This window comes from Actinomadura sp. RB99, from assembly GCF_014706005.1.
Lineage (GTDB): Bacteria > Actinomycetota > Actinomycetes > Streptosporangiales > Streptosporangiaceae > Spirillospora.
The window spans coordinates 15,114-34,091 of the sequence record NZ_JABMCA010000056.1 but is presented as its reverse complement, the minus strand read 5'-3'; the positions used below and the strand labels follow the sequence as shown (position 1 = coordinate 34,091).

The following is an 18,978-nucleotide window of genomic DNA, read 5'->3' as shown; positions in this document are numbered from 1 at the left end:
CGCGGGGCCGATGCCCGGACTTCTGGAATCTTCGAGCATGATTCTAGAAACCCCCGTGGAGAGGACCGGGCATGAGCAGCACTGTGCAGGGGCACTGCGATCCGGCGTTCGCCGCCGTCCGTGAGGTGTTCGAGCAGCATTTCGCCGACGGCAGGGAGCTGGGCGCCGCCGTCGCCGTGTACGCCGGGGACCGCAAGGTCGTGGACCTGTGGGGCGGCGTCGCCGACCACCGGACCGGGCGCGCCTGGGCCGCCGACACGCCGTGCTTCGGCTTCTCCTGCACCAAGGCGGTGACGGCCGCGGCGGCGCTGCTGCTCGCCGAGCGCGGCGCCTACGACGTGGACGGCCCCGTCACCGCGTGGTGGCCGGAGTTCGGCGCGCACGGCAAGGACGCCGCGACGGCGGCGCACCTGCTGTCGCACCAGGCGGGGCTGCCCGCGTTCGACCGTCCCGTGTCGGCCGAGGAGGCGGCGGACCCGCAGGCGCTCGCGGACCTGCTCGCCGCGCAGGCGCCGGAGTGGACGCCGGGCGAGACGCACGGCTACCACGCGCTGACCTACGGCTGGCTGGCCGGGGAGATCGTCCGGCGGCTGTCCGGCACGCCGGTCGGCGCGTTCGTGAAGAAGGAGTTCACCGGCGGCCTGGACATGTGGATCGGGGCGCCGGACGAGGTGATCGAACGCGCGGCGAAGATGACCGCGCGGGGCCGCGTGTCCGGTGCGGCCGACGGTCCGAAGACCGCGGCCGGCGACGTGCTCAAGCGGATCGCCGCGGCCTACGGCGACCCGCAGAGCCAGATGAACCGGGCGCTGAACAACCCCCATCCGGGCAAGGGCGGCTACAACAACCCGGTGGTGCTGCGCGCCGGCTGGCCGTCCGCCGGGATGCTCGCGACCGCGCCCGCGTTCGCGGGGTTCTACCGCGATCTGGTGGCGGGCCGGATCGTGCGCCCGGACACGCTGCGCGAGGCGTTGCGCCGCCGGGTGTCCGGCCCCGACCGGACGCTCATCGTGGAGAGCTCGTTCGGGCTCGGGTTCATGCGCCCGTCGCAGACGTTCTTCGTCCCGAAGGCGGCGCGGGAGACGGCGTTCGGCCACACCGGCGCGGGCGGCTCGATCGGGCTCGGCGACCCGGACGCCGGGCTGGCGCTGGCGTACCTGCCGAACCGGATGGGCGAGCAGGTGTCGGGCGACCTGCGGGCGTTCCGCCTCACCGAGGCCGCGTACGCGTCCCTGGGCTGAGCCGCGCCCGCCCGCCGCTTCGGCCGGGCCGGGTCACTGCATGGTGATGCCGCCGCTGACGGACACGGTCTGGCCGGTGATGTAGCCGGCGCGGTCGGTGCACAGGAACGCGACCAGGCCGGCGACGTCGTCCGGGCGGCCGATGCGGCGCAGCGGGATCTGCCTGGCGAGCTTCGCCAGCAGGTCCGGGTGCCGGTCGGACACCGCCCGGACCATCGGCGTGTCCGTCGGCCCGGGGCACACCACGTTGGACGTGACGCCGCCGGCCGCCGCCTCGCGGGCGAGGGACTTGGCGAGCCCGAACAGCCCGGACTTGGTGGCCGCGTAGGCGCCCTCGCCGCCGGCGCCGGCGCGGGCGCCGTCGGAGGAGACGAACACCAGCCGGCCCCACCCGCGCTCGGTCATCCCGGGCAGCAGCGCGCGGGTGAGCTGCATCGGTGCGCGCAGGTTGACCCGCCACATCAGGTCCCAGTCGGCCGGGTCGCTGTCGGCGAACGGCTCGACGATGCTGACGCCCGCGTTGTGGACGAGGATGTCCACCGGCCCGGCGCCTGCCGTGAACGCGTCGATGGACGCCGGATCGGTGAGGTCGACGCGGGCGGCGGCGCCGCCGGTCCGCTCCGCGACGTCCTCGGCGGCGGCGAGGTCGAGGTCGGCGACGACGACGCGGGCGCCGAGCGCGGCGAGGTCGGCGCAGATCGCCCGGCCGATGCCGCCCGCGCCGCCGGTGACGACGGCGGTGCGTCCGTCGAGGGTCATGCCGTCCATCGGTCCTCCGCTCCGGCCGCTCGTGCCCTCACCGTAGCCGCCGCCCGCGTCCGCGCCGCAGGGGGCCGGTAGCGTGCCGGTTCATGGAGGTACGCGACCTGCACCCGTGGCCGTCGACGCCCGAGGAGGCGGAGGCGATCCAGGACCGGCTGCGCGCGATGCTCGAACTCGGCGTCCCCGGCCCGGCGAACCCGCGCACCGTCGCCGGGCTGGACGTCTCGTACGCGGGCGACGGCGGCGGGACCGGGGCCCGGCTGGCCGCCGCGGTGGTCGTCCTCGACGCGGCGACCCTCGGCGTCGTGGAGGAGTCGGTCGCCGTCGGGACGGCCGCGTTCCCCTACATCCCGGGCCTGTTCGCGTTCCGCGAGCTGCCCACCCTGCTGGACGCGCTCCGCGCCCTGGAGACCACGCCCGACCTGCTCGTCTGCGACGGGTTCGGGATCGCGCACCCCCGCCGGTTCGGGCTGGCGTGCCATCTCGGGGTGCTGACCGGGCTGCCGACGATCGGCGTGGGCAAGACCGCGTTCGTCGGCGCCTACGACCCGCCCGGACGGCGGCGCGGCGACGCGAGCCCGCTGGTGGACGGCGGCGAGGAGGTCGGGCGGGTGCTGCGGACCCGCGACGACGTGAAGCCGGTGTTCGTGTCGGTCGGCCACCGCACCGACCTCGACTCGGCGTGCCGCGACGTCCTCGCGGTGACGCCCGAGTACCGCCTTCCGGAGACGACTCGCCGGGCGGACCGGCTGTCCCGCGACGCACTCGGAGGCTGATGGCGCGAGACGGCGCCTTCCTCGACGTCGGCGCGGGGAGATGGCAGGCTCTTCGGTAACACGCGGCGGCCGGTCCGGCCGTCCGCGCCACCGCTGGACGGTGCCCATGCAACCGCGCCCGATGCGGGCGGACGCCCGCCGCAACTACGAACGACTGATCAGCACGGCCCGCGCGGCCTTCATGGAACACGGCACGGGCGCGTCCCTGGACGACATCGCCCGGCGCGCCGGCGTCGGGTCCGGGACGCTGTACCGGCACTTCCCCACCCGCGACGACCTTCTGCACGCGGTACTCCAGGAACGGATCGAGGGGCTGCTCGCGCACGCCGCCGCGCTGATGCGCGAGCCCGACCCGGACGCGGCGCTGGCGGACTGGCTGCGCGGCTACCTGGCCGGCGCGATGACGCCGCGCGGCACCTCGACCGTGCTCATCGAGGCGATGTCGCCGCGGTGGTCGGCGACCCGGCTCGGCTCCGCGGCCGCCGCGATCCGCGACGCGGTCGGCGGGCTGCTGGAGCGGGCGCAGCGCGCGGGCGCGATCCGCGCGGACGCCGACGCCGCCGACCTGCTGCGGCTGACCAACGCGATCGGCGTCGCGGCCGAGCGCGCCCAGGACCCCGCCGGGTACGCCGACCGGATGCTGGCGCTGCTGTTCGACGGGCTGCGCACGCGCTGACCGGCGCCCGCCGCTCCGGGCCGCCTTGTTCGCCGAACCAAGCGTTCGCTAGTTTGGTGGTGCGCCGCGGTCGCGGTCGCCGCTGGGAACGAGGAGCGTTGATGGGGCAGCTTGACGGCAAGGTGGCGCTGATCACCGGTGGGGCGCGCGGCATGGGCAAGGCCCATGTGAAGCGCTTCGTCGCCGAGGGCGCGAAGGTCGTGTTCGGCGACGTCCTGGAGGAGGAGGGCGGCAAGCTCGCCGCCGAGCTCGGGGACGACGTCCGGTTCGTCCGCATGGACGTGACGTCGCCCGCCGACTGGGAGAACGCCGTCGGCACCGCGACGTCGGCGTTCGGCGCGCTGAACGTCCTGGTGAACAACGCCGGCATCATCCGCTACAAGACCATCGAGGACATGTCGCTGGACGAGTTCCGGCAGATCATCGACGTCAACCTGATGGGCCAGTGGCTCGGCGTGAAGTCGGTGACGGCCGCGATGCGCGAGGCCGGCGGCGGCTCGATCGTCAACGTCTCCTCGACCGAGGGCTTCGTCGGCGCCGACGGCCTCGCCGCCTACAGCGCCAGCAAGTTCGGCGTCCGCGGCCTCACCAAGTCCGCGGCCCGCGAGCTCGGCGAGTACGGCATCCGCGTCAACTCCATCCACCCCGGCGGCATCGTCACCCCGCTGTTCATGCAGGACGACATCATCGCGGCCAAGGCCGACAGCGCCGACGCGCTGATGAAGGCGCTCCCCCTCGGCCGGATGGGCAAGACCAGGGAGGTCTCCGGCCTGGTCGTCTACCTGGCGTCGGACGACTCGTCGTACTGCACCGGCAGCGAGGTCCTCGTCGACGGCGGCCTGCTGACCGGCGCCGGCTACTGAGCGCGCCGGGCCGCCGGTGACGGACGGGACCCCCGCACCGGCGGCCCGACGCGGGCCTTCATCGGGGACGGCGCTCCGTCCACCGCTCGACGACCTCCAGCTGCGCCGCGAGCGAGATCAGCGTCGCCTCGTCGGAGTCATGGCCGAGCAGCTGCGCCCCGATCGGCAGGCCGTTCTTCGTGAAGCCCGCCGGGACGTTCACGCCGGGCCACCCGAGCACGTTCCACGTCCACGCATACGGGCACGCCGCGGCGACGCCCGACTGCGTCTTCTGGTAGCCGGCGCCGTCGAAGGCACCGACCTTCAACGGCGGCTGCGCGGTCGTCGGCGTCAGCACCACGTCGGCGAACCGGAAGATGCGCCCGACCTTCTTCTGCAGGTACGGGTCCATCCTCCTGGCCAGCGGGAGCAGCCGCTTGCCGACGAGGCGCCCGATCCGCGCCTCGGCCTCCGTCCGCGCCTCCGGCCGCGCGTTCGGGATCGAGTCGAGCCAGTCCGCGACCCCGGCCGTCCCGCGCGGGATCAGCCCGAGGCCGACCAGCCCGTAGTCCGGATCCGCGGGGAACACCTTGTGCCCCAGCTCGGTCAGGCGCCGGGAGATGCGCTCGACCGCCGCCCGGATCTCCGGATCGAGCTTCCCGCTCACCCCGAAGGCCGTCCGGTACGACACCGCGATGCGCAGCCGCCCCGGCTCCCGCCTCGTCGCGTGCACGAAGGGCAGCACCGGACGCCCCACCTGGTACGCGTCCTCCGGATGGCTGCCCGAGAGCACGTCCAGCAGCAGCGCCGCGTCCTTGACGCTCCTCGCCAGCGGACCCCACACGGTGATCCCGTTGAAGGGATCGGTGTGGGGATGACCGGAAACGCGCCCCCGCTGCGGTTTGATGCCGACCAGCCCGGTCCACGCCGCGGGGATCCGGATCGACCCCGCCCCGTCGGACCCCACGGCCCCCGCGACCATCCCCGCCGCCACCGCCGCCGCGGACCCGCCCGACGACCCGCCCGGCGTGTACTCCGGGTTCCACGGGTTCCGCGCGGCCCCGTACGCCGGCGACTCGCTGAACGGCCACAACCCGATCTCGCACGTCGTCGTCTTGCCCACGACGATCGCGCCGGCGGCCCGCAGCTTGCGGACCACCTCGCCGTCCCGCACGGCCGGCCGGTGGTCGCCGGCCACCGCGAACGGCGTGGTCTCCCCCTCGATGTCGGTGTCGTCCTTGATGGCGACCGGCACCCCGAGCAGCGGCAGCCGCTCCCCCTCCGCCAGCCGCTTGTCGGCCTCCCGCGCCTCCTCCACCGCGGCCTCCCGCACGACCCGGAAGGCCCCGAGGGACTCCTGCCGCCGGATGCCGTCCAGCGACGCCTCCACCAGTTCCGCGGAGGACACCTCGCCCTTCCGCAGCGCGTCCGCCTGAGCGGCCAGACCCAGCTCCACGCCCACCTCCGGAGTATCGTTCGTTCGAACGAACGATAGCGTCCGCGCCGTGTTTGGGGAAGACTGTGCAGCAATGAGCGCCCGCGACCAGATCCTCCACGCCACCCTCCGCCTCATCGGCGAGCAGGGCATCGGCGCCGTGACCAACCGCGCGGTCGCCCGCGCGGCCGGCGTCTCCCTCGGCTCCCTCACCTACCACTTCCCCAGCCAGGACGAGCTGCTCCGCGAGGCGCTGCGCGCCTTCGTGGACACCGAGATCGCCCGCATCACGGCCTACGCCGAGGGCCTGCGCGAGTCCGGCATCGCCCCCGTCGACGCCGCCGACCTGGTGGAGAAGGCCGTCGTCGACTTCGCCTACGGCCCCGAGCAGATCGCCAACCTCGAACTGCACCTGCACGCCGCCCGCGACCCCGCCATCCGCGACACCTCGGCCCGCTCCGTCGAGGCCTACGACCGGCTCGCCACCGCCGTCCTCACCGCCCTCGGCATCCCCGACGCGGAGCGCCACGCCCCGGCGATCGTCGCGATGCTCTACGGCCTCGCCGTCCGCCGCCTGGCGACCGGCGACACCGCCGCCACCGGCACCGCGGACGCCTTCCGCCTCCTCCTCCTGGGCGCCCTCCCCCGCGACTGAGAAAGGCCTCTGGCCCGCACGGCCCCAGAGCGGGGTAACGGGGCCGTGCGGGCCAGAGACCTGTCTCAAACAGGAACCTCAGTCGACGTTCGCTCTGCTCTCCGCCTGTGCACCTCCGCCGTCTTCCGATGTGAACAAGCCCAACGCTAAGCCGCCCCCGCCCACCCCAGAACCCCCTTAAGCCTCACTTAGGGAACCGCTGAGCAAGCCTTATTCAGGCACCGTCCAGGGCCGTCCGGGGAAGTCGATTCGGTAGCCGCTCACCTGCGGAAACAAGGGACGGAGCCCAGGGGAACCGTCCGGCACAGTCGAAGCGAGTCGGACCATCTCGACTCACGTTGGCTCCCGAGATTGGCTCCCCTGGCTCCCTCCCTCCCAGCAGGGAGGAGGCCCAACCCATGGCCCTCGAACTCACCGAAACCAAGATGACCGCCACCACAAACGGCAAGGTCATAGCCACAGCCACCCGCACCGGCAAGCTCTGGCACGCCACCACATGGCCAACGCCCCTAGACCGCAACGGCGCCATCACGGCCCTGACCCTCGCGGAACTCACCCTCACCCACGGCGAAGACGACCCCTGCGTCATCGACCTCCGAGAGGAGCTGACGCGTGGTTGATCGCCTAACCCGCATCACAACGGCCCTCGCCGTGGTGGCGGTCGCCGGCGTAGCGGCGATCATCTCCTACCGCCATGCCTACGAACTCGTCCGATCTCACGGCGAGGCAGGCACCACCGCACGCCTCGTCCCCTTCACGGTGAACGGCCTCATCTGGACGGCGTCCATGGTCATCCTCGACGCAAGCCGCCGGAAGCAACCAGCACCAGCCCTAGGCAAGTGGAGCCTCGCCGTGGGCATCGTGGCGACGATAGGCGCCAACGTGGCGCACGGCACTTCCAGGAACTTGGACGGACACATCAAATGTTTCCGCTAAGAATCCAACGTTCCGAATAGATTGTCCACTTGCCGATCGAGCTGGGAATCAGTATACCACGAACTGGAACCTGCAGATCGAAATCCTCCGCCATCATATGAAGACTTTTCCGCCTCCTTGTGCTGCTGTATAGCATAGTCCAAGTCCGCGACGTCATTACTTATGTCGACATCTAGATCGTGAGCCATGCCTTCCAATCCCTCAAGCGAGGACTCCAGGCTATCAGGGTCTCCATCTAGGACGTGGTCTACATATCCCGGCACGAAACTCTTAAACAATTCTGCGAGTTCTTGCGTACGGTTAGGTGAAACCAATTCCCAATATTCTTCGAGCGCGGTAAAATCGTCAGGTTCGTCTAGCCTGGACTCGAAAATATCACGGAGTTCTTCTCGGATTGCACTGTGCATGACTCCGAGGTGATCAGATTCTTCTATAAGGCTGACCGTTCGTAGCGCTTCTACTTTCCAGCGACTCTGGATTGTTAGCCGTTTCCGGTCTCGCCAGGCTTCTATTGCTGCAGACACAGTTGCTATCGCCTGGTCGTCGGCCACTCTGGCGCCGTGTTTACACGTAAGCGTCAGGAACAGATTGAGGCGGCGATTGATCAGAGTCTTGTCGTTAGCGGGTAGATTGGTCATCGAAAAATCGTCCGCCCCAAGTAGGCGATCAGCCATAAAATATGCGGCAATCTTGCCGGCCAGTTGATCTAAGAACTCTTCCACATCTATCGATGCACGCAGAGCGACGCCATTTTGAAATTTCAGTGCAAGGGAAACCCACTTGTATAGCGTCTCTAGTTGTTCAAAATAGACAGCGGCACGAAGTACGGGAATCATAATCGCCGGATTCTCTTCTATATAGCGTTCTATGAAATCAAGGAACGAGGCATTTGCCAATCTGACGAAAATATCCGCCCCGTAAGTGACACTCTGGGTCTTGATGAATACCCCGTCTAGATGATCAATAGTTTTCTTGAATCGAAAGTTGTCAAGGCTGGGGTATCGGTTGAACTGCCTATAGGAAGTAAACGCTTTGTTTAGCTCTCCCAGACGCACCCCAGCGGGAAAGCTCGCCAGGACTAGAAGTAGATCTCGTGCATCAGCTGATATTTGCTCCTCGAAAGCATGGCGCCACAGCTCTGACGGATTGTTGAGAGACTTCAGCATGAAGCTAGCGAACTGCTCTGAACCTATGCCAGGCTCCTCTTGAGCGGCCAAGCTCACCAACAGTTCAACGAGTCGTGGGTTGTAATTTTTATGTCGAATTATTTTCCGGTAGCGATTCTCCTCAAGAACCGAACGTATTGCGGAATGCGGAAGAGTTGAGTAGTAGAGATGGTTGTAAAGGATATGAGCCTTATGGAATTGGTTGTAACTCCCTAGGTCTAGCACGTATTTGTGTAGTGCCATCTCGCGTCTATTGAGGCGCTCATATACTTGCGAAGCCTCCCGCAAAATGTACTCACGCGTGGTCAGGATGAAGCGGTGATTCGATGTAGATTCAAGTCTTTGCATAAAAGAAAGGAGGCGACTGTCCTCGTTTTTGTTCAATTTTTCATGCAGTGAAGTTTGACCGAGGAAGTCATCATAATAGAAAACCTGCTTGGCTTCGGGTCTGTATAGCCTTTCCGCTTCAGAGACATCTTCGGAAATGATAAATAGCTCGTAGCCTTGGTCGATATGGTCCAGGACTAGCATGTCTGCAAGAGTCGTCTTTCCAACTCCTGGTTCTCCGCTTATGATGCAAGTTCCAGTGTTGTCAAGAACTCCCCTCGCCTGCTCAAAGGCTGGTGTTTGCACAAAAAGCTTCATTCGCTTCTGGACGGCTTGCAGGAATGACTGGTTTCGGAAAAAAGTTTCAGATTGAAAAATGCGTTGCATGACCGGCACACTTGTCATGTAAAGCTTGTAGTTGTTTCTCTCTATCGTCGGAAACGTTGCGAGTAGGTCGTCGATGTCTCCCCGCCACTTGATTCTATCTTCAGTCAGAATTCCTTCCTTGAAAAGATGACAAATCTCCGCCTTGTTTTGCGCTGTGAGGGATGCTGAAGTAACGAGCCAGTATTCGATATCAGTGGCTTGCCCAATCTTCCTAGCCTCATTTTTTAGACTACTCTTAATGTCCGCGTAAGCCTTGTACGGCGAATGCTTGCATTGAATCCACACGTCCTTTCTTTCGCTCCTGAGGAGGCGAATATCTACACCACCGTCTCGACCTGGAGTAAATACTTCGAGCTTCTTGCCCCACCATGCTTGAAATAGATCCCTCACAAGGCATTCAAAGTCAAAGGGGGAAAGTTCGCCGTAGTTTCGACTCAAAGCGATCCTCATTGGGGAAAAATCTGGCGCGCTGGTCGCGCTTAGCGGATGTCGGAGCCGGAAATCGACTCGATTCAATCATTATCTACTGCTTGGGTAGCATGTCAAGCACTTTGAGCGATATGGCCAATCACGGGGCGCACGCTGTCCATTATTTCCTTGGCCCTGCCTGACACACTCCTGTCGAGGACCAGACGCGGTCGAAGCTGTGTTGGTAGGTGGCGGCCATGTCGTCGGGGTGGGTGCAGCGGAGGTGGAGCACGGGGGCGTGGGATGCAGGGATGCCGTAGGCATGGGGGTTGATCAAGAGATCGTCGTCGGCTCGGTAGATGGAGCTGTAGAGGACTGTGTCGTGTAGGCGGATCTCTACGTTGTCGAGGTCGCGGAGGGGTTCGTAGAGGACGAGGGCGTTGCGGATCTTGGCTGCTAGGGAGTCGCCTACGCCCTCGTCTGCGCCCCGTTCGGAGATGCGGGGGCCGTCCGGGTTGCCGAGGAGGATACGGACGGCGACGCCGTCTCGGGCCTTGTCGGCGATGGTTCGCACGAGCCCTTGGTCTTCGGCGAGGAAGAGGCCGGCGTAGGCGAGGATGCCGATCTCGTGGCGTGCGCTGGCGAAATGTTGTTGCCAGACTGCTCGGGGGACCGCCCAGCGGTGCGGGTAGGTGGCGAGGATCTGGGCGCCCGGTGGTTCGGGGAGTGGGCGCGGTGCGGAGAGCTGGGGCCACAGGTCGTCTGCGGTGTGGTTCAGGAGGGCAGAGAGGGTCGCTCGGTGGCGGGGGTAGGGGATGCGGCCAGACAGCCAGCGGCGGACGGTCTTGGGGTCTACGTCGAGACGCTTGGCTACATCGTCTTCGGTTAGTCGGGCCTCTTCGAGGGCTCGCCGCAACAGGTCGTTCACCGGACCTCCCGAGATGCAAGGTAGGACTGACGCTAACAGAAGACGTCCCTAGACGTCCCTAGTTGCCAGTGGAGAGGTCCCGGCCTGCCAACGAGGCTTCTGGACACGCCCGAGGTGCCGCACCTGCGGTTTCTGGGCGGTCAAGTCCCCCAAGCAACCTCGTTGAGGAGGCCCCATGTCCTTCGACCAGCCCCGTGAGACCGATGCAGAGTCGACGTCCTTCTCTGGTCTGAGCGCGGCCGAGGCCCGGTTGGCCGCGCTGGGCGCTCACCTGCGCGCACATCGCCTCGCCGTCGAACTGACCTCGACGGGCCTGAAGGTGCGCAATCTGGCCGCGCCGGGTTGCTGCGACGAGAACCCCGTGCTGTCCGACAAGATCACGTGCCGGCCCTTCGATCGGGACGGCGGTCACCTCTGGTTCTTCGACTCGTCGGGGCATCCGATCACCGAGGCCGAGCGCATCGTCGACGCGGTGGTGTGGGTCAAGGGCAGGCTCGCCAACCGCAACGGCCTTCCTGCAACGGAGGGCACGCTCTGATGGCGCGGCCTGTTGGACGGCATCGGCGCACCTGCTCGCCGCCGAGCCCCTCCCGTAGGACCATCAGCCCTCGTCCACAGACGGATGCGGCGGGGCGGTGGGTTGCTGTTTCCCCCGCGAGCAAGCCCACGCGCCACGTTGCTTCCCGCCCGCCTACGGCGAATACCGACGCCGGAGGCGGAAGGCATCGGCGTGGGCTTGCTCGACGCATCCTCGCCGCCTTTGTGGATCTGGGGTGAGGGTCGGAGGTGAGGTGAGGCCCGGAGCGGTCGCCGCTCTGGGCCTCATGCGCGTGTGGTGGAGTGCGCGGTGACAAGAGGGTCAGGTGCCACCTACCGAAAGATCGCTGAGGTACTGCGGGGACGTATCGCGGACGGGACCTATCCAGCCGCCGGTCGATTGCCCGGAGAGCATGAGCTGAGCAGGGAGTTCGCCGTTGCTCGTGACACGGTGCGCCGCGCGTTGCGGGCCCTCCAGGACGAGCAGCTAGTCACGGTCGTGACGGGACTAGGCAGGTTCGTGCGGTCCGACTCCGCGGAGAAGGTGCGGCCGACGTACGAGCGCATCGCGGCAGACCTCAGGGCGTTGATTGAGAACGGCTCGTTGTCGGTGGGTAGTCTCCTGCCGAGTGAGGCGAGGATCGGCGAGCGCTACGGCGTCGCGCGGTTCACCGCAAGGCGAGCCCTTGAACAGTTGGAGGCCGCTGGCCTGGTGGAGTGCGTTCACGGTCGGGGACGGTTCGTGCTGCCAAGACGTCCCTAGATGGACCCGCGGCGTCCGTGGATGTCCAGTGACGTGCCCGTAGCGTCAGAGACATGAACAGCACCGCCGAGTGGGCACGCGAGATCGCACGTCATCACCTGCAGAGCGCGTTGCCGCGCCGCTGGGCGCACACGCAAGGTGTCGCGCGCCAGGCTAGGACTCTCGCGCCTGTACTCGGCGACCGCGCCAACTTGCTTGAGACCGCCGCTTGGTTGCACGACGTCGGGTATGCGCCTGACCTGGTTGTGACCGGATTCCATCCTCTCGACGGTGCGCGCTTTCTGCGGGACGTTCACCAGGCGGACGAGCATCTGTGTCGGCTCGTGGCTCACCACACCTGTGCGGTCGTGGAGGCTCGGGAACGAGGGCTCGTTGACGAGTTGACGAGCGAGTTCGGGACCGAGCCTCCGGAGCTTACGGATTCACTCATCTACTGCGACATGACCACGAGTCCAGACGGCGAGGAGTTGGCGGTAGAGGATCGGCTTTCGGAGATCCTGTCCCGGTACGGTGACGGTCATCTCGTCACCCGCTCCATCACTACGTCCTCCCCGTACATCGTTGGCGCCGTTCATCGCGTTCGGGATGAGTTGATGTCGCGCCGTTGAGTCGGTCAGGTGATGACCGGCTGTTGCCTGTTCTCCAGATAGTGGCCGATACGAAGCTTCATCGATCGGTCCATCTGCCTGTCTGCGGCCTCGTCAGCGGGGATCCAGAGGACTTCGCTTGACTCGTCGCTCGGGCGAGGTTCGCCGCCTGTGGGGCGCCCTGTAAGCAGGATCGAGAACTCTTGGCGAACCTCGTCGTTGCTCGTGTAGTGGATCAAGTGCTTGGGGTCCGAGTAGATACCGACGAGGCCCGTGATCTCGCAGTCGACGCCGGTCTCTTCCTTGGTCTCGCGGACCGCGGCCTGTGCAACGGATTCGCCCAGGTCGATCGCGCCTCCCGGTACTGCCCAGTTGTCGTTGTCCGTCCGGCGGATCATGAGGATGTCGCCGTTGTCGTTGGTGACGACGACGTTGACAGACGGGACGAGGCTGTTGGCTTTGGGGGCGTTGGGGTCGTCGTAGTAGTCGATCCTGCGGCCCATGGTTAGTCCCCCGGTATGGGTGTGGCGTTTTCCCAGACGCGTTCGAAGCTGTCGAGGTAGGTGTTCACCAGGTCGCCGCCGGCTATGCGGCGTAGGTGCCAGACGGGGGCGAGTGCGGCTGTGATGCCGTAGACGTGGGTGTTGACCAAGAGCTGGTCGTCAGCGCGGTAGATGGAGTTGTAGAGCACCGTGTTGTGGTAGCGGAACTCGACTCCCTCTTGTTTGCGCAGGTTCTTGTAGAGGACGAGGGCGTTGCGGATTTTGGCGGCTTGCGCGTCGCCTACGCCCTCGTCTGCGCCGCGTTCGGCTACTTGGGGGCTGTCTGGATCGCCGAGGAGGATCCGGACGCGGACGCCGGCTTTGGCTTTCTCGGCGAAGGTGCGTTGGATGCCGGAGTCTTCGGAGAGGAAGAGGCCGGAGTAGACCAGGACGCCGATGTCTTCTTTCGCTGTGGCGAACAGACGTCCCCACGCGTCCCTGGGGACCATGGTGCGGCGCGGGTAGATGGTGACCAGTTCGCTGCTGGAAGCCGCGGTGACTTGCTCGTTGGTGAGCGCGTCGGGCCACAGGAACGTCTCGTCAACGCCCAGGCGTGAAGCCACTGCGTAGCGGTGCCGCCGGTAGGGGGTGCGGTCCTTGGTGATCCACCGTTCCACGGTCTTTTGGTCGACACCGATCGACTCTGCGAGCGTGGCGATGGTCAGCCCCTGCTCTAGCAGTGTGGCGCGTAGGCGTTCGTTCGGCATGCACCCGTCCGGATCGCGGGACGTCCTGGGACGCGGTCAACCCTATGAGGACGTCATGAACACGTCCAGTCATGTAGTGATCTCGTCCCGCTGGTCACGCGCACTCTCTTTCTCGTAGCCCGCTGAACGCCCGAGCCGCCCCCGCCGGACACGGGCCGTACGAGAGGAGTGATCGCACATGATCCTCGTTCTGGCATCGATCATCGCCGTGTTCCTCGCCGGTTCCACCTGCGGCATCTTCGCCATGCTCGTCATCGGCATCCACGCCGAGGAGCGCCGCGTGATGCGGAGCCGCTCCCACCCGTCCCGTACCGAGTCGACGCGCGCCGGCGCTGTGTCGCGGCGGCTGCTCACCACGCGCTCGTGTGACGAGGCTCCGACGCGCGTCCCGGCGGGTCGATGAGCGTGCGGATGCCGCGCCTCATCACCGGTCACCGCTGCCCGTGCGGCGCGCGAGTCGACCCCGGCAATCGCAGGTGCCGCAAATGCCGCGCCCGCGCCCGTTGGCTGCGGCGCGGGCGCGGTCCCGGCCGCCCCGACATGTGGCCGGAGGGGTGAGCGCGTGAACGTCTCGATTCCGCTGGTCGCCATCCTCGGCGCGGTGGTGTGGCTGGCGTGGCGCTACATGGGCCTGCGCGCGTGGCATGTCGTCGTGTGCCTGCTGTTCGGGTTCTTCCTCGCCGCGACCAGCGCCGCGCCGGAGATCCGCCGGCTGGTGACCGTACTCGTCCAGTCCCTCTCTCAGAACTGACGTCCCGCTGGAAGGGAGTGATGCCCCAGTGCCCGACATCCCTCAGCATGTCAAGATCGACCTTCAGGGGGTTCGTGCCCGCAACCTCGCCGCCCGTGAAATCGTCTCCGCTCTATCGGAGGCCATGCCCTACATCGCCGATCTGTGGCTTCGCCTCAACTCCGCGCTCGCCGACTCCCCCGCCCTCGTCTCCGAACTGTCCCGGCTCACGGCCGAACTGGTGCAGGTGCGCCGTGACCGCGCGAACCTGGCGGCGGCAGGGCGCGCCACCCTCAAGGCGGCACGTGATGCTGATCCCGATCCGCTGTATTACCTGCGCGATGAGCTGCGCGCGCAAGGACACCTTCCGCCGGACGGGTGGGGGCGTTCATGAGCCGGGCGCGCCAGATGCGGCGGCATGCGCAGAAGATGCGCCGCAATGGACTTCAGCCGATGGTCATCATCGATCGTGACGACCAGTTTCCCGACATCGCCGCTGTGCTGGTGGCTCGGGCGCTGTGGCGGTACCGGTCCGAACTCGCTCCCCTGTACCTGGTGACCGCGCTCGTCGTCTCCGGCCTCGTCCTCCATGCGGCTCGTCCGCACTGGTGGCCATACCTGCTCATCCTCGCGACGGCGGCCGCTTGGGTGCTGGCAATGTTCGGCGACCGGTTCGGGCTCGCCTTGCGCATGGAACGGCTGTACGGCGCGGCCGTGGTCGTGGGTGCCGGTGGGTGGCTGGCTGCGGTGACCGCGCTCGGTATCGCGTTCTCGCCACTCCCCCAGGTGCTCGCCGTGGGTGGGTTCGTGCTCGCCGTGCCGTGGTGGGTGCATCGGCGACGGCGCGCCAAGGTACGGGTCGATCGACAGATTGCCGCATGGCCTGAAATCGCGCAGTCGATCGGGCTCGCCGGCTCGCGCGCACAGTCCGCCGTGGTGGACGTGTGGGGATGGCGTGCACGCTTCGCGCTCGCCCGTGGCCAGACCATCCAGGACGTCACCGCGAAAGTGCCCGCGATCGAATCGGCGCTCGGGACGTTCCGCGGCGCGGTGCGCATCTTTCCCACGCGCGACGACAAGGCCAACCGGTTCGAACTTCGGGTGCTCAACACCGACCCGCACGCCGATGCGATCCCGTGGCCCGGCCCGTCCGTCTCCTCCATCACCGAGCCGATCGACCTCGGGCCGTTCGAAGACGCAACCAGCGCGCGCGTTCTGCTGCTGCGACGTCACGGGCTCATCGGAGGCGTGGCCGGCTCGGGAAAGAGCGGCGGAATCAACGTCCTCATGGGCAATCTCAGCGCGTGCCGCGACGTGGTCATCTGGGCCATCGACCTCAAGCGCGGCATGGAATTGCAGCCGTGGGCGTCCTGCATCGATCGGCTCGCCACCACGCCCGAGCAAGCCCGAGCCATGCTGCGCGACGCTGTGACGATCCTTGAGGCGCGCGCCGAGTGGCTCACGGCCAACGGCCGGCGCGTCTGGGATCCGGCGCCCAAGCTTCCTGCGCTCGTCATCGTCGTGGATGAGTACGCCGAACTCGCCGATGACGCGCCCGACGCGGCGAGCGACACGGACTCGATCGCGCGCCGTGGGCGTGCTGTTGCCGTGACGCTCGTCGCGGCCACGCAGCGCCCCACACAGAAGGCCATGGGCAAGGGCGCCGTCCGCTCGCAGATGGACGTCCGGGTGAGCTTCCGGGTCCGGGAGCGCAAAGACGTCGACCTCATCCTTGGGCAGGGGATGCTCAACGCCGGATGGCACGCCCACACCCTCAACGCACCCGGCAAGTTTCTGCTGTCCGCTCCCGAACACGACACGCCTCGACGAGGCCGCGCCTACCTGCTCACCGATGACGCGGTGAGCGAGGCTGCACAGCGACACGAGACTCTGCGCCCTGTCCTGGATGACGTCTCGCGGCGCGCGCTGGACGAGGCCAGTGCGCCGCTTCTGCAGCCCGTCTCAGCGGCGTCCGTACCGGTAAGGCCGTCCAGGGAAGACCGCGCCGAAAGCGTCCTGAGAGAGGCTCTGGACGGCGCGCCGGACGAGGGGCTTCCGATCGCTCACCTGCTCATGATCACCGAGATGAGCCGGCCCACCCTCTACCGGCGCCTCAACGAACTGGTGAAGACCGGCCGCGCCGTCCAGGTCGGACGAGGCCGCTACAAGGCGTCCGACGACACTCCGTGATCGTCTCAACGTCTCGTCTCACGCGCGCGCCTGCACTTAAGGAGCCCAGAGACAACCGTGAGACGAGACGGAGACGAGCACCGTCCGCAACCAAGGAGATGACCGCCAACCCACATCGCACACGCCCCTGGCACACCGCCTCGGGCGAGAGGAGGTGGTGACTGTGCAGGCGTACACCGTCGAGCAAGTGGCCGAGATCCTCAACATCGGCCGAGACAAGGTCTACTTCCTGATCCGCACCGGCCAACTCCACAGCATCAAGATCGGCAAGCTGCGCCGCATCACTGACCGGCACATCGCCGAGTTCGTCACCTCCCTCGAAGAGGCCAACCGCTGACAACCGCCGGGAGACCCGTCCGCATGTCATCGCGAGCGGTCTCCCAGAGGAGGGACGTCTAGGGACGTCTTGGGTTATGGTCGGTGGTGACCTCGACCGATACGAGGAGGGATCCGGTTGGCGAAGATCCTCATCGGCAAGTACGAGGGGACGATCTACGAGGAGGGCGACGGATACACCGGCGCCATCTCGCTCGGGTTCGGCCCAGACGGAAAGCGCAAGCGGCTCAAGAGGAAGGGACGGACGAAGACAGAGGTCAAGGACAAGCTCAGGCAAGCCGTCGAGGACCTCAGCAAGGGCGTCAAGACGGAGCGCAACTACTACGTGGAGGACGCGGTGAACGAGTTCCTCGCCGCGTTCGCCAGGACTGGCAAGTCACCGGCAACGAGCGAGGTCTACCGATCACTCGCCACACATCAACTCATCCCGTTCATCGGCCGGACGCGTCTCAAGGAACTCACGGCGGACGACGTCGAGACGTGGCTCAACGGACGAGCGGAGCACCTCACCTCGTCCTCGCTCGGCATCGTTCACAGCGTCCTCAAGCGGTCGATCCGCAGAGCGGCGCGTCACGACAGGATCGCGCGAAACGTCGCCGAACTGGTGGACACGCCGAACGGCAAGGCGGGTCGCAAGTCGCGTTCGCTGAGCCTCGCGCAGGCGAAGGCTCTCCTGGACGAGGCGAGCAGGCCCGAGCACCGTCTTGGCGCGTACATCATCCTCGCGATCATGTCCGGGCTCCGGACGGAGGAGCTTCGCACGCTCAAGTGGAGTGACGTCGACCTCGACAAGTCCACCGTCTACGTCCTGCGTGCCGATCGGCACAAGGGCGAGACCAAGACGACGCTGAGCCGTCGCGGGCTCGGCATCGCGGACATGGCGGTTGACGCGCTGCGCAGCCTCAAGACGAGGCAGGCGGCGGAGCGTCTCAAGGCCGGCGAGGCGTATCAGGAACACGACCTCGTGTTCTGTCATGAGGACGGACGGCCCTACGCCGCGCAACACGTCCGGTACCGGTTCGCCAAGGTGCTCAAGGCGGCGGACCTCGACCCCCGCGAGTGGTGCCCGCGCGAGCTGCGGCACACGTTCGTCTCCATCATGAGTGACCACGACGTGCCCATAGAGAAGATCAGCATCCTCGTCGGGCACTCCAGCACGAAGATCACCGAGACCGTCTACCGCCACCAGCTCAAACCCGAGATCCGCGACGGTGCCGAGCACATGAACGACATCTTCGCGAGCAAGACCGTCAAGTCCGCGTAGGCGTGCGGCTCCGGTTCAGGCTCTCCAACACCCGGGACGAAGCGGAAACACTCCCCCACCTGCGGCGCCACAAGATCCATCCTCGCGCCTCACTTAGGGAAGGGCTGAGGAGGGCTTATCTGGGGTGGAGGGAAAGGGTGGGAAGGGAAGGCGAGCCAATTGGTGCTGTTACTCAGGGATGTTCATCTGTCACGCTGAGTAGCGTTCGAGCGTGTCGTTCGTACGGAACTGGAGGGACAGATGCGTGTACGGGTGGGGGGCGGCGCGGCGGTGGCCGGTGTTGCTCTGGCGGGGACGGCGCTCAGCGGCGGCGGGGCGGTCGCGGGCGCGGCGGAACGGCAGCAGCCGCTGCGGCCGGCGCAGGAGGGTGCGCTGCCCGTCCAGCAGGTCGCGGCACTGGGCGTCTGGGCGAAGCCGCCGCGTGATGCCGAGGAAGGGCACGGGACGGGTGGCATCAAGGTCGGGCGCAAGGGCGCCGCGAAGGCGATGCACCGGCTCATGGTGCGGGACGAGCTGCGGCAGCGGTGGTGCCACGGGCGCGTCCTCCCGACAGGCGGGCTTAACCTGCGGGAGGGGCCCGGGCTGCAGTACAAGGTCGTCCGGATCCTCCCGCACAACAGCCAGGTCACCACGGACTGGGACACCGTCCAGCGCAGGGACGGGTACCTGTGGGTGCGGCTCCCGGACAGGTTCTGGATCGCCGACTACAAGACCGGCGACGGGAACGGCAAGTGGTACGTCCGGTACTCCGACTGCCACTGAGGCGGTAGGCCGGCGCCCGTC

General features: G+C 67.0%; 23 protein-coding genes. 17 read left to right on the top strand and 6 right to left on the bottom strand.

Translation table 11 applies throughout. The features are described from left to right. Positions 1–71 precede the first annotated feature (71 nt). Complete coding sequence (locus tag amrb99_RS35840; protein WP_190864716.1) at positions 72–1,241, top strand: serine hydrolase domain-containing protein; 1,170 nt, start codon at positions 72–74, stop codon at positions 1,239–1,241. A 33-nt stretch (positions 1,242–1,274) separates the two neighbouring features. Here amrb99_RS35840 and amrb99_RS35835 read toward each other — a convergent pair whose 3' ends face one another. Further along, positions 1,275–2,009, bottom strand: a complete 735-nt coding sequence (locus amrb99_RS35835) for an SDR family oxidoreductase (protein ID WP_190864714.1) — start codon at positions 2,007–2,009, stop codon at positions 1,275–1,277. Positions 2,010–2,092: 83 nt separating this feature from the next. Here amrb99_RS35835 and nfi point away from each other — a divergent pair, with 83 nt between their 5' ends. From nfi to amrb99_RS35820, 3 genes are all read left to right on the top strand, one after another. Next, positions 2,093–2,779 (top strand): deoxyribonuclease V, encoded by a 687-nt coding sequence (gene nfi / locus amrb99_RS35830; RefSeq protein WP_190864712.1) that lies wholly within the window; start codon positions 2,093–2,095, stop codon positions 2,777–2,779. Between the two features lie 106 nt (positions 2,780–2,885). Then, a complete protein-coding gene (locus amrb99_RS35825) occupies positions 2,886–3,455 on the top strand; it encodes a TetR/AcrR family transcriptional regulator (protein WP_206700238.1) in 570 nt (189 codons plus the stop codon). Positions 3,456–3,556: 101 nt separating this feature from the next. Next, positions 3,557–4,318, top strand: coding sequence for a glucose 1-dehydrogenase (locus amrb99_RS35820; protein WP_190864710.1), 762 nt, complete (start codon positions 3,557–3,559; stop codon positions 4,316–4,318). Positions 4,319–4,376: 58 nt separating this feature from the next. On the opposite strand, the gene amrb99_RS35815 is transcribed toward amrb99_RS35820, so the two are convergent. Beyond that, positions 4,377–5,759: an amidase gene (locus amrb99_RS35815; RefSeq protein ID WP_347256993.1), complete on the bottom strand. Its 1,383-nt coding sequence runs from the start codon at positions 5,757–5,759 to the stop codon at positions 4,377–4,379. A 67-nt stretch (positions 5,760–5,826) separates the two neighbouring features. Between amrb99_RS35815 and amrb99_RS35810 the strand changes: the two genes are divergently transcribed. The 3 genes from amrb99_RS35810 to amrb99_RS35800 all read left to right on the top strand — a co-directional run bounded on the left by amrb99_RS35810 (position 5,827) and on the right by amrb99_RS35800 (position 7,323). Beyond that, positions 5,827–6,387, top strand: coding sequence for a TetR/AcrR family transcriptional regulator (locus amrb99_RS35810; RefSeq protein WP_190864706.1), 561 nt, complete (start codon positions 5,827–5,829; stop codon positions 6,385–6,387). Between the two features lie 398 nt (positions 6,388–6,785). Beyond that, the gene (locus amrb99_RS35805) at positions 6,786–7,007 is read left to right on the top strand and encodes a hypothetical protein (RefSeq protein ID WP_190864704.1); all 222 of its coding nucleotides are present in this window, start codon (positions 6,786–6,788) and stop codon (positions 7,005–7,007) included. Further along, positions 7,000–7,323 (top strand): DUF2637 domain-containing protein, encoded by a 324-nt coding sequence (locus amrb99_RS35800; RefSeq protein WP_190864702.1) that lies wholly within the window; start codon positions 7,000–7,002, stop codon positions 7,321–7,323. Before amrb99_RS35805 ends, amrb99_RS35800 begins: the two co-directional genes overlap by 8 nt. Here amrb99_RS35800 and amrb99_RS35795 read toward each other — a convergent pair. Both amrb99_RS35795 and amrb99_RS35790 read right to left on the bottom strand, forming a co-directional pair. After that, positions 7,320–9,653: a restriction endonuclease gene (locus tag amrb99_RS35795; RefSeq protein ID WP_190864700.1), complete on the bottom strand. Its 2,334-nt coding sequence runs from the start codon at positions 9,651–9,653 to the stop codon at positions 7,320–7,322. The two genes, amrb99_RS35800 and amrb99_RS35795, sit on opposite strands and share 4 nt — an antisense overlap. Before the next feature lie 139 nt (positions 9,654–9,792). Further along, a complete protein-coding gene (locus amrb99_RS35790) occupies positions 9,793–10,539 on the bottom strand; it encodes an XRE family transcriptional regulator (RefSeq protein WP_190864698.1) in 747 nt (248 codons plus the stop codon). Positions 10,540–10,714: 175 nt separating this feature from the next. On the opposite strand from amrb99_RS35790, the gene amrb99_RS35785 reads away from it, so the two are divergent. The 3 genes from amrb99_RS35785 (at position 10,715) to amrb99_RS35775 (ending at position 12,447) form a co-directional block, all read left to right on the top strand. Continuing rightward, positions 10,715–11,077 (top strand): hypothetical protein, encoded by a 363-nt coding sequence (locus amrb99_RS35785; RefSeq protein ID WP_190864696.1) that lies wholly within the window; start codon positions 10,715–10,717, stop codon positions 11,075–11,077. Positions 11,078–11,371: 294 nt separating this feature from the next. Continuing rightward, positions 11,372–11,839, top strand: a complete 468-nt coding sequence (locus amrb99_RS35780) for a GntR family transcriptional regulator (protein ID WP_347256992.1) — start codon at positions 11,372–11,374, stop codon at positions 11,837–11,839. Positions 11,840–11,892: 53 nt separating this feature from the next. After that, positions 11,893–12,447 carry an HD domain-containing protein gene (locus amrb99_RS35775; protein ID WP_190864694.1) on the top strand — a complete coding sequence of 185 codons (555 nt, stop codon included), beginning with the start codon at positions 11,893–11,895 and terminating at the stop codon, positions 12,445–12,447. Positions 12,448–12,452: 5 nt separating this feature from the next. Here the strand turns inward: amrb99_RS35775 and amrb99_RS35770 are convergent, their stop codons facing one another. Together amrb99_RS35770 and amrb99_RS35765 are read right to left on the bottom strand one after the other, a co-directional pair. Next, positions 12,453–12,929, bottom strand: coding sequence for an NUDIX domain-containing protein (locus tag amrb99_RS35770; protein ID WP_089324690.1), 477 nt, complete (start codon positions 12,927–12,929; stop codon positions 12,453–12,455). A 2-nt stretch (positions 12,930–12,931) separates the two neighbouring features. Continuing rightward, positions 12,932–13,675 carry a helix-turn-helix transcriptional regulator gene (locus amrb99_RS35765; protein WP_190864692.1) on the bottom strand — a complete coding sequence of 248 codons (744 nt, stop codon included), beginning with the start codon at positions 13,673–13,675 and terminating at the stop codon, positions 12,932–12,934. A 178-nt stretch (positions 13,676–13,853) separates the two neighbouring features. Between amrb99_RS35765 and amrb99_RS35760 the strand changes: the two genes are divergently transcribed. The 7 genes from amrb99_RS35760 (at position 13,854) to amrb99_RS35730 (ending at position 18,957) form a co-directional block, all read left to right on the top strand. After that, positions 13,854–14,078 carry a hypothetical protein gene (locus tag amrb99_RS35760; protein WP_190864690.1) on the top strand — a complete coding sequence of 75 codons (225 nt, stop codon included), beginning with the start codon at positions 13,854–13,856 and terminating at the stop codon, positions 14,076–14,078. Positions 14,079–14,237: 159 nt separating this feature from the next. Further along, the gene (locus amrb99_RS35755) at positions 14,238–14,426 is read left to right on the top strand and encodes a hypothetical protein (protein WP_151544198.1); all 189 of its coding nucleotides are present in this window, start codon (positions 14,238–14,240) and stop codon (positions 14,424–14,426) included. A gap of 28 nt (positions 14,427–14,454) precedes the next feature. Next, entirely contained in the window at positions 14,455–14,799 is a 345-nt protein-coding gene (locus amrb99_RS35750; protein WP_190864688.1) for a hypothetical protein, read from the top strand. Then, positions 14,796–16,595, top strand: coding sequence for an FtsK/SpoIIIE domain-containing protein (locus amrb99_RS35745; protein ID WP_190864686.1), 1,800 nt, complete (start codon positions 14,796–14,798; stop codon positions 16,593–16,595). The genes amrb99_RS35750 and amrb99_RS35745 overlap by 4 nt, the downstream gene beginning before the upstream one ends. A gap of 163 nt (positions 16,596–16,758) precedes the next feature. Beyond that, positions 16,759–16,932, top strand: a complete 174-nt coding sequence (locus tag amrb99_RS52745) for a helix-turn-helix domain-containing protein (protein ID WP_206700237.1) — start codon at positions 16,759–16,761, stop codon at positions 16,930–16,932. A gap of 117 nt (positions 16,933–17,049) precedes the next feature. Continuing rightward, complete coding sequence (locus amrb99_RS35735; RefSeq protein WP_190864684.1) at positions 17,050–18,195, top strand: tyrosine-type recombinase/integrase; 1,146 nt, start codon at positions 17,050–17,052, stop codon at positions 18,193–18,195. Positions 18,196–18,435: 240 nt separating this feature from the next. After that, on the top strand, positions 18,436–18,957 hold the full coding sequence (locus tag amrb99_RS35730; protein ID WP_190864682.1) for an SH3 domain-containing protein: 522 nt from the start codon (positions 18,436–18,438) through the stop codon (positions 18,955–18,957). Positions 18,958–18,978 lie beyond the last annotated feature (21 nt).

Excerpts from the sequence above, each read along its gene's own strand:
- amrb99_RS35840 (WP_190864716.1), top strand. The coding sequence starts at position 72 with ATGAGCAGCACTGTGCAGGGGCACTGCGATCCGGCGTTCGCCGCCGTC.
- amrb99_RS35835 (WP_190864714.1), bottom strand. The coding sequence starts at position 2,009 with ATGGACGGCATGACCCTCGACGGACGCACCGCCGTCGTCACCGGCGGC.
- nfi (WP_190864712.1), top strand. The coding sequence starts at position 2,093 with ATGGAGGTACGCGACCTGCACCCGTGGCCGTCGACGCCCGAGGAGGCG.
- amrb99_RS35825 (WP_206700238.1), top strand. The coding sequence starts at position 2,886 with ATGCAACCGCGCCCGATGCGGGCGGACGCCCGCCGCAACTACGAACGA.
- amrb99_RS35820 (WP_190864710.1), top strand. The coding sequence starts at position 3,557 with ATGGGGCAGCTTGACGGCAAGGTGGCGCTGATCACCGGTGGGGCGCGC.
- amrb99_RS35810 (WP_190864706.1), top strand. The coding sequence starts at position 5,827 with ATGAGCGCCCGCGACCAGATCCTCCACGCCACCCTCCGCCTCATCGGC.
- amrb99_RS35805 (WP_190864704.1), top strand. The coding sequence starts at position 6,786 with ATGGCCCTCGAACTCACCGAAACCAAGATGACCGCCACCACAAACGGC.
- amrb99_RS35795 (WP_190864700.1), bottom strand. The coding sequence starts at position 9,653 with ATGAGGATCGCTTTGAGTCGAAACTACGGCGAACTTTCCCCCTTTGAC.
- amrb99_RS35785 (WP_190864696.1), top strand. The coding sequence starts at position 10,715 with ATGTCCTTCGACCAGCCCCGTGAGACCGATGCAGAGTCGACGTCCTTC.
- amrb99_RS35775 (WP_190864694.1), top strand. The coding sequence starts at position 11,893 with ATGAACAGCACCGCCGAGTGGGCACGCGAGATCGCACGTCATCACCTG.
- amrb99_RS35770 (WP_089324690.1), bottom strand. The coding sequence starts at position 12,929 with ATGGGCCGCAGGATCGACTACTACGACGACCCCAACGCCCCCAAAGCC.
- amrb99_RS35765 (WP_190864692.1), bottom strand. The coding sequence starts at position 13,675 with ATGCCGAACGAACGCCTACGCGCCACACTGCTAGAGCAGGGGCTGACC.
- amrb99_RS35760 (WP_190864690.1), top strand. The coding sequence starts at position 13,854 with ATGATCCTCGTTCTGGCATCGATCATCGCCGTGTTCCTCGCCGGTTCC.
- amrb99_RS35745 (WP_190864686.1), top strand. The coding sequence starts at position 14,796 with ATGAGCCGGGCGCGCCAGATGCGGCGGCATGCGCAGAAGATGCGCCGC.
- amrb99_RS35730 (WP_190864682.1), top strand. The coding sequence starts at position 18,436 with ATGCGTGTACGGGTGGGGGGCGGCGCGGCGGTGGCCGGTGTTGCTCTG.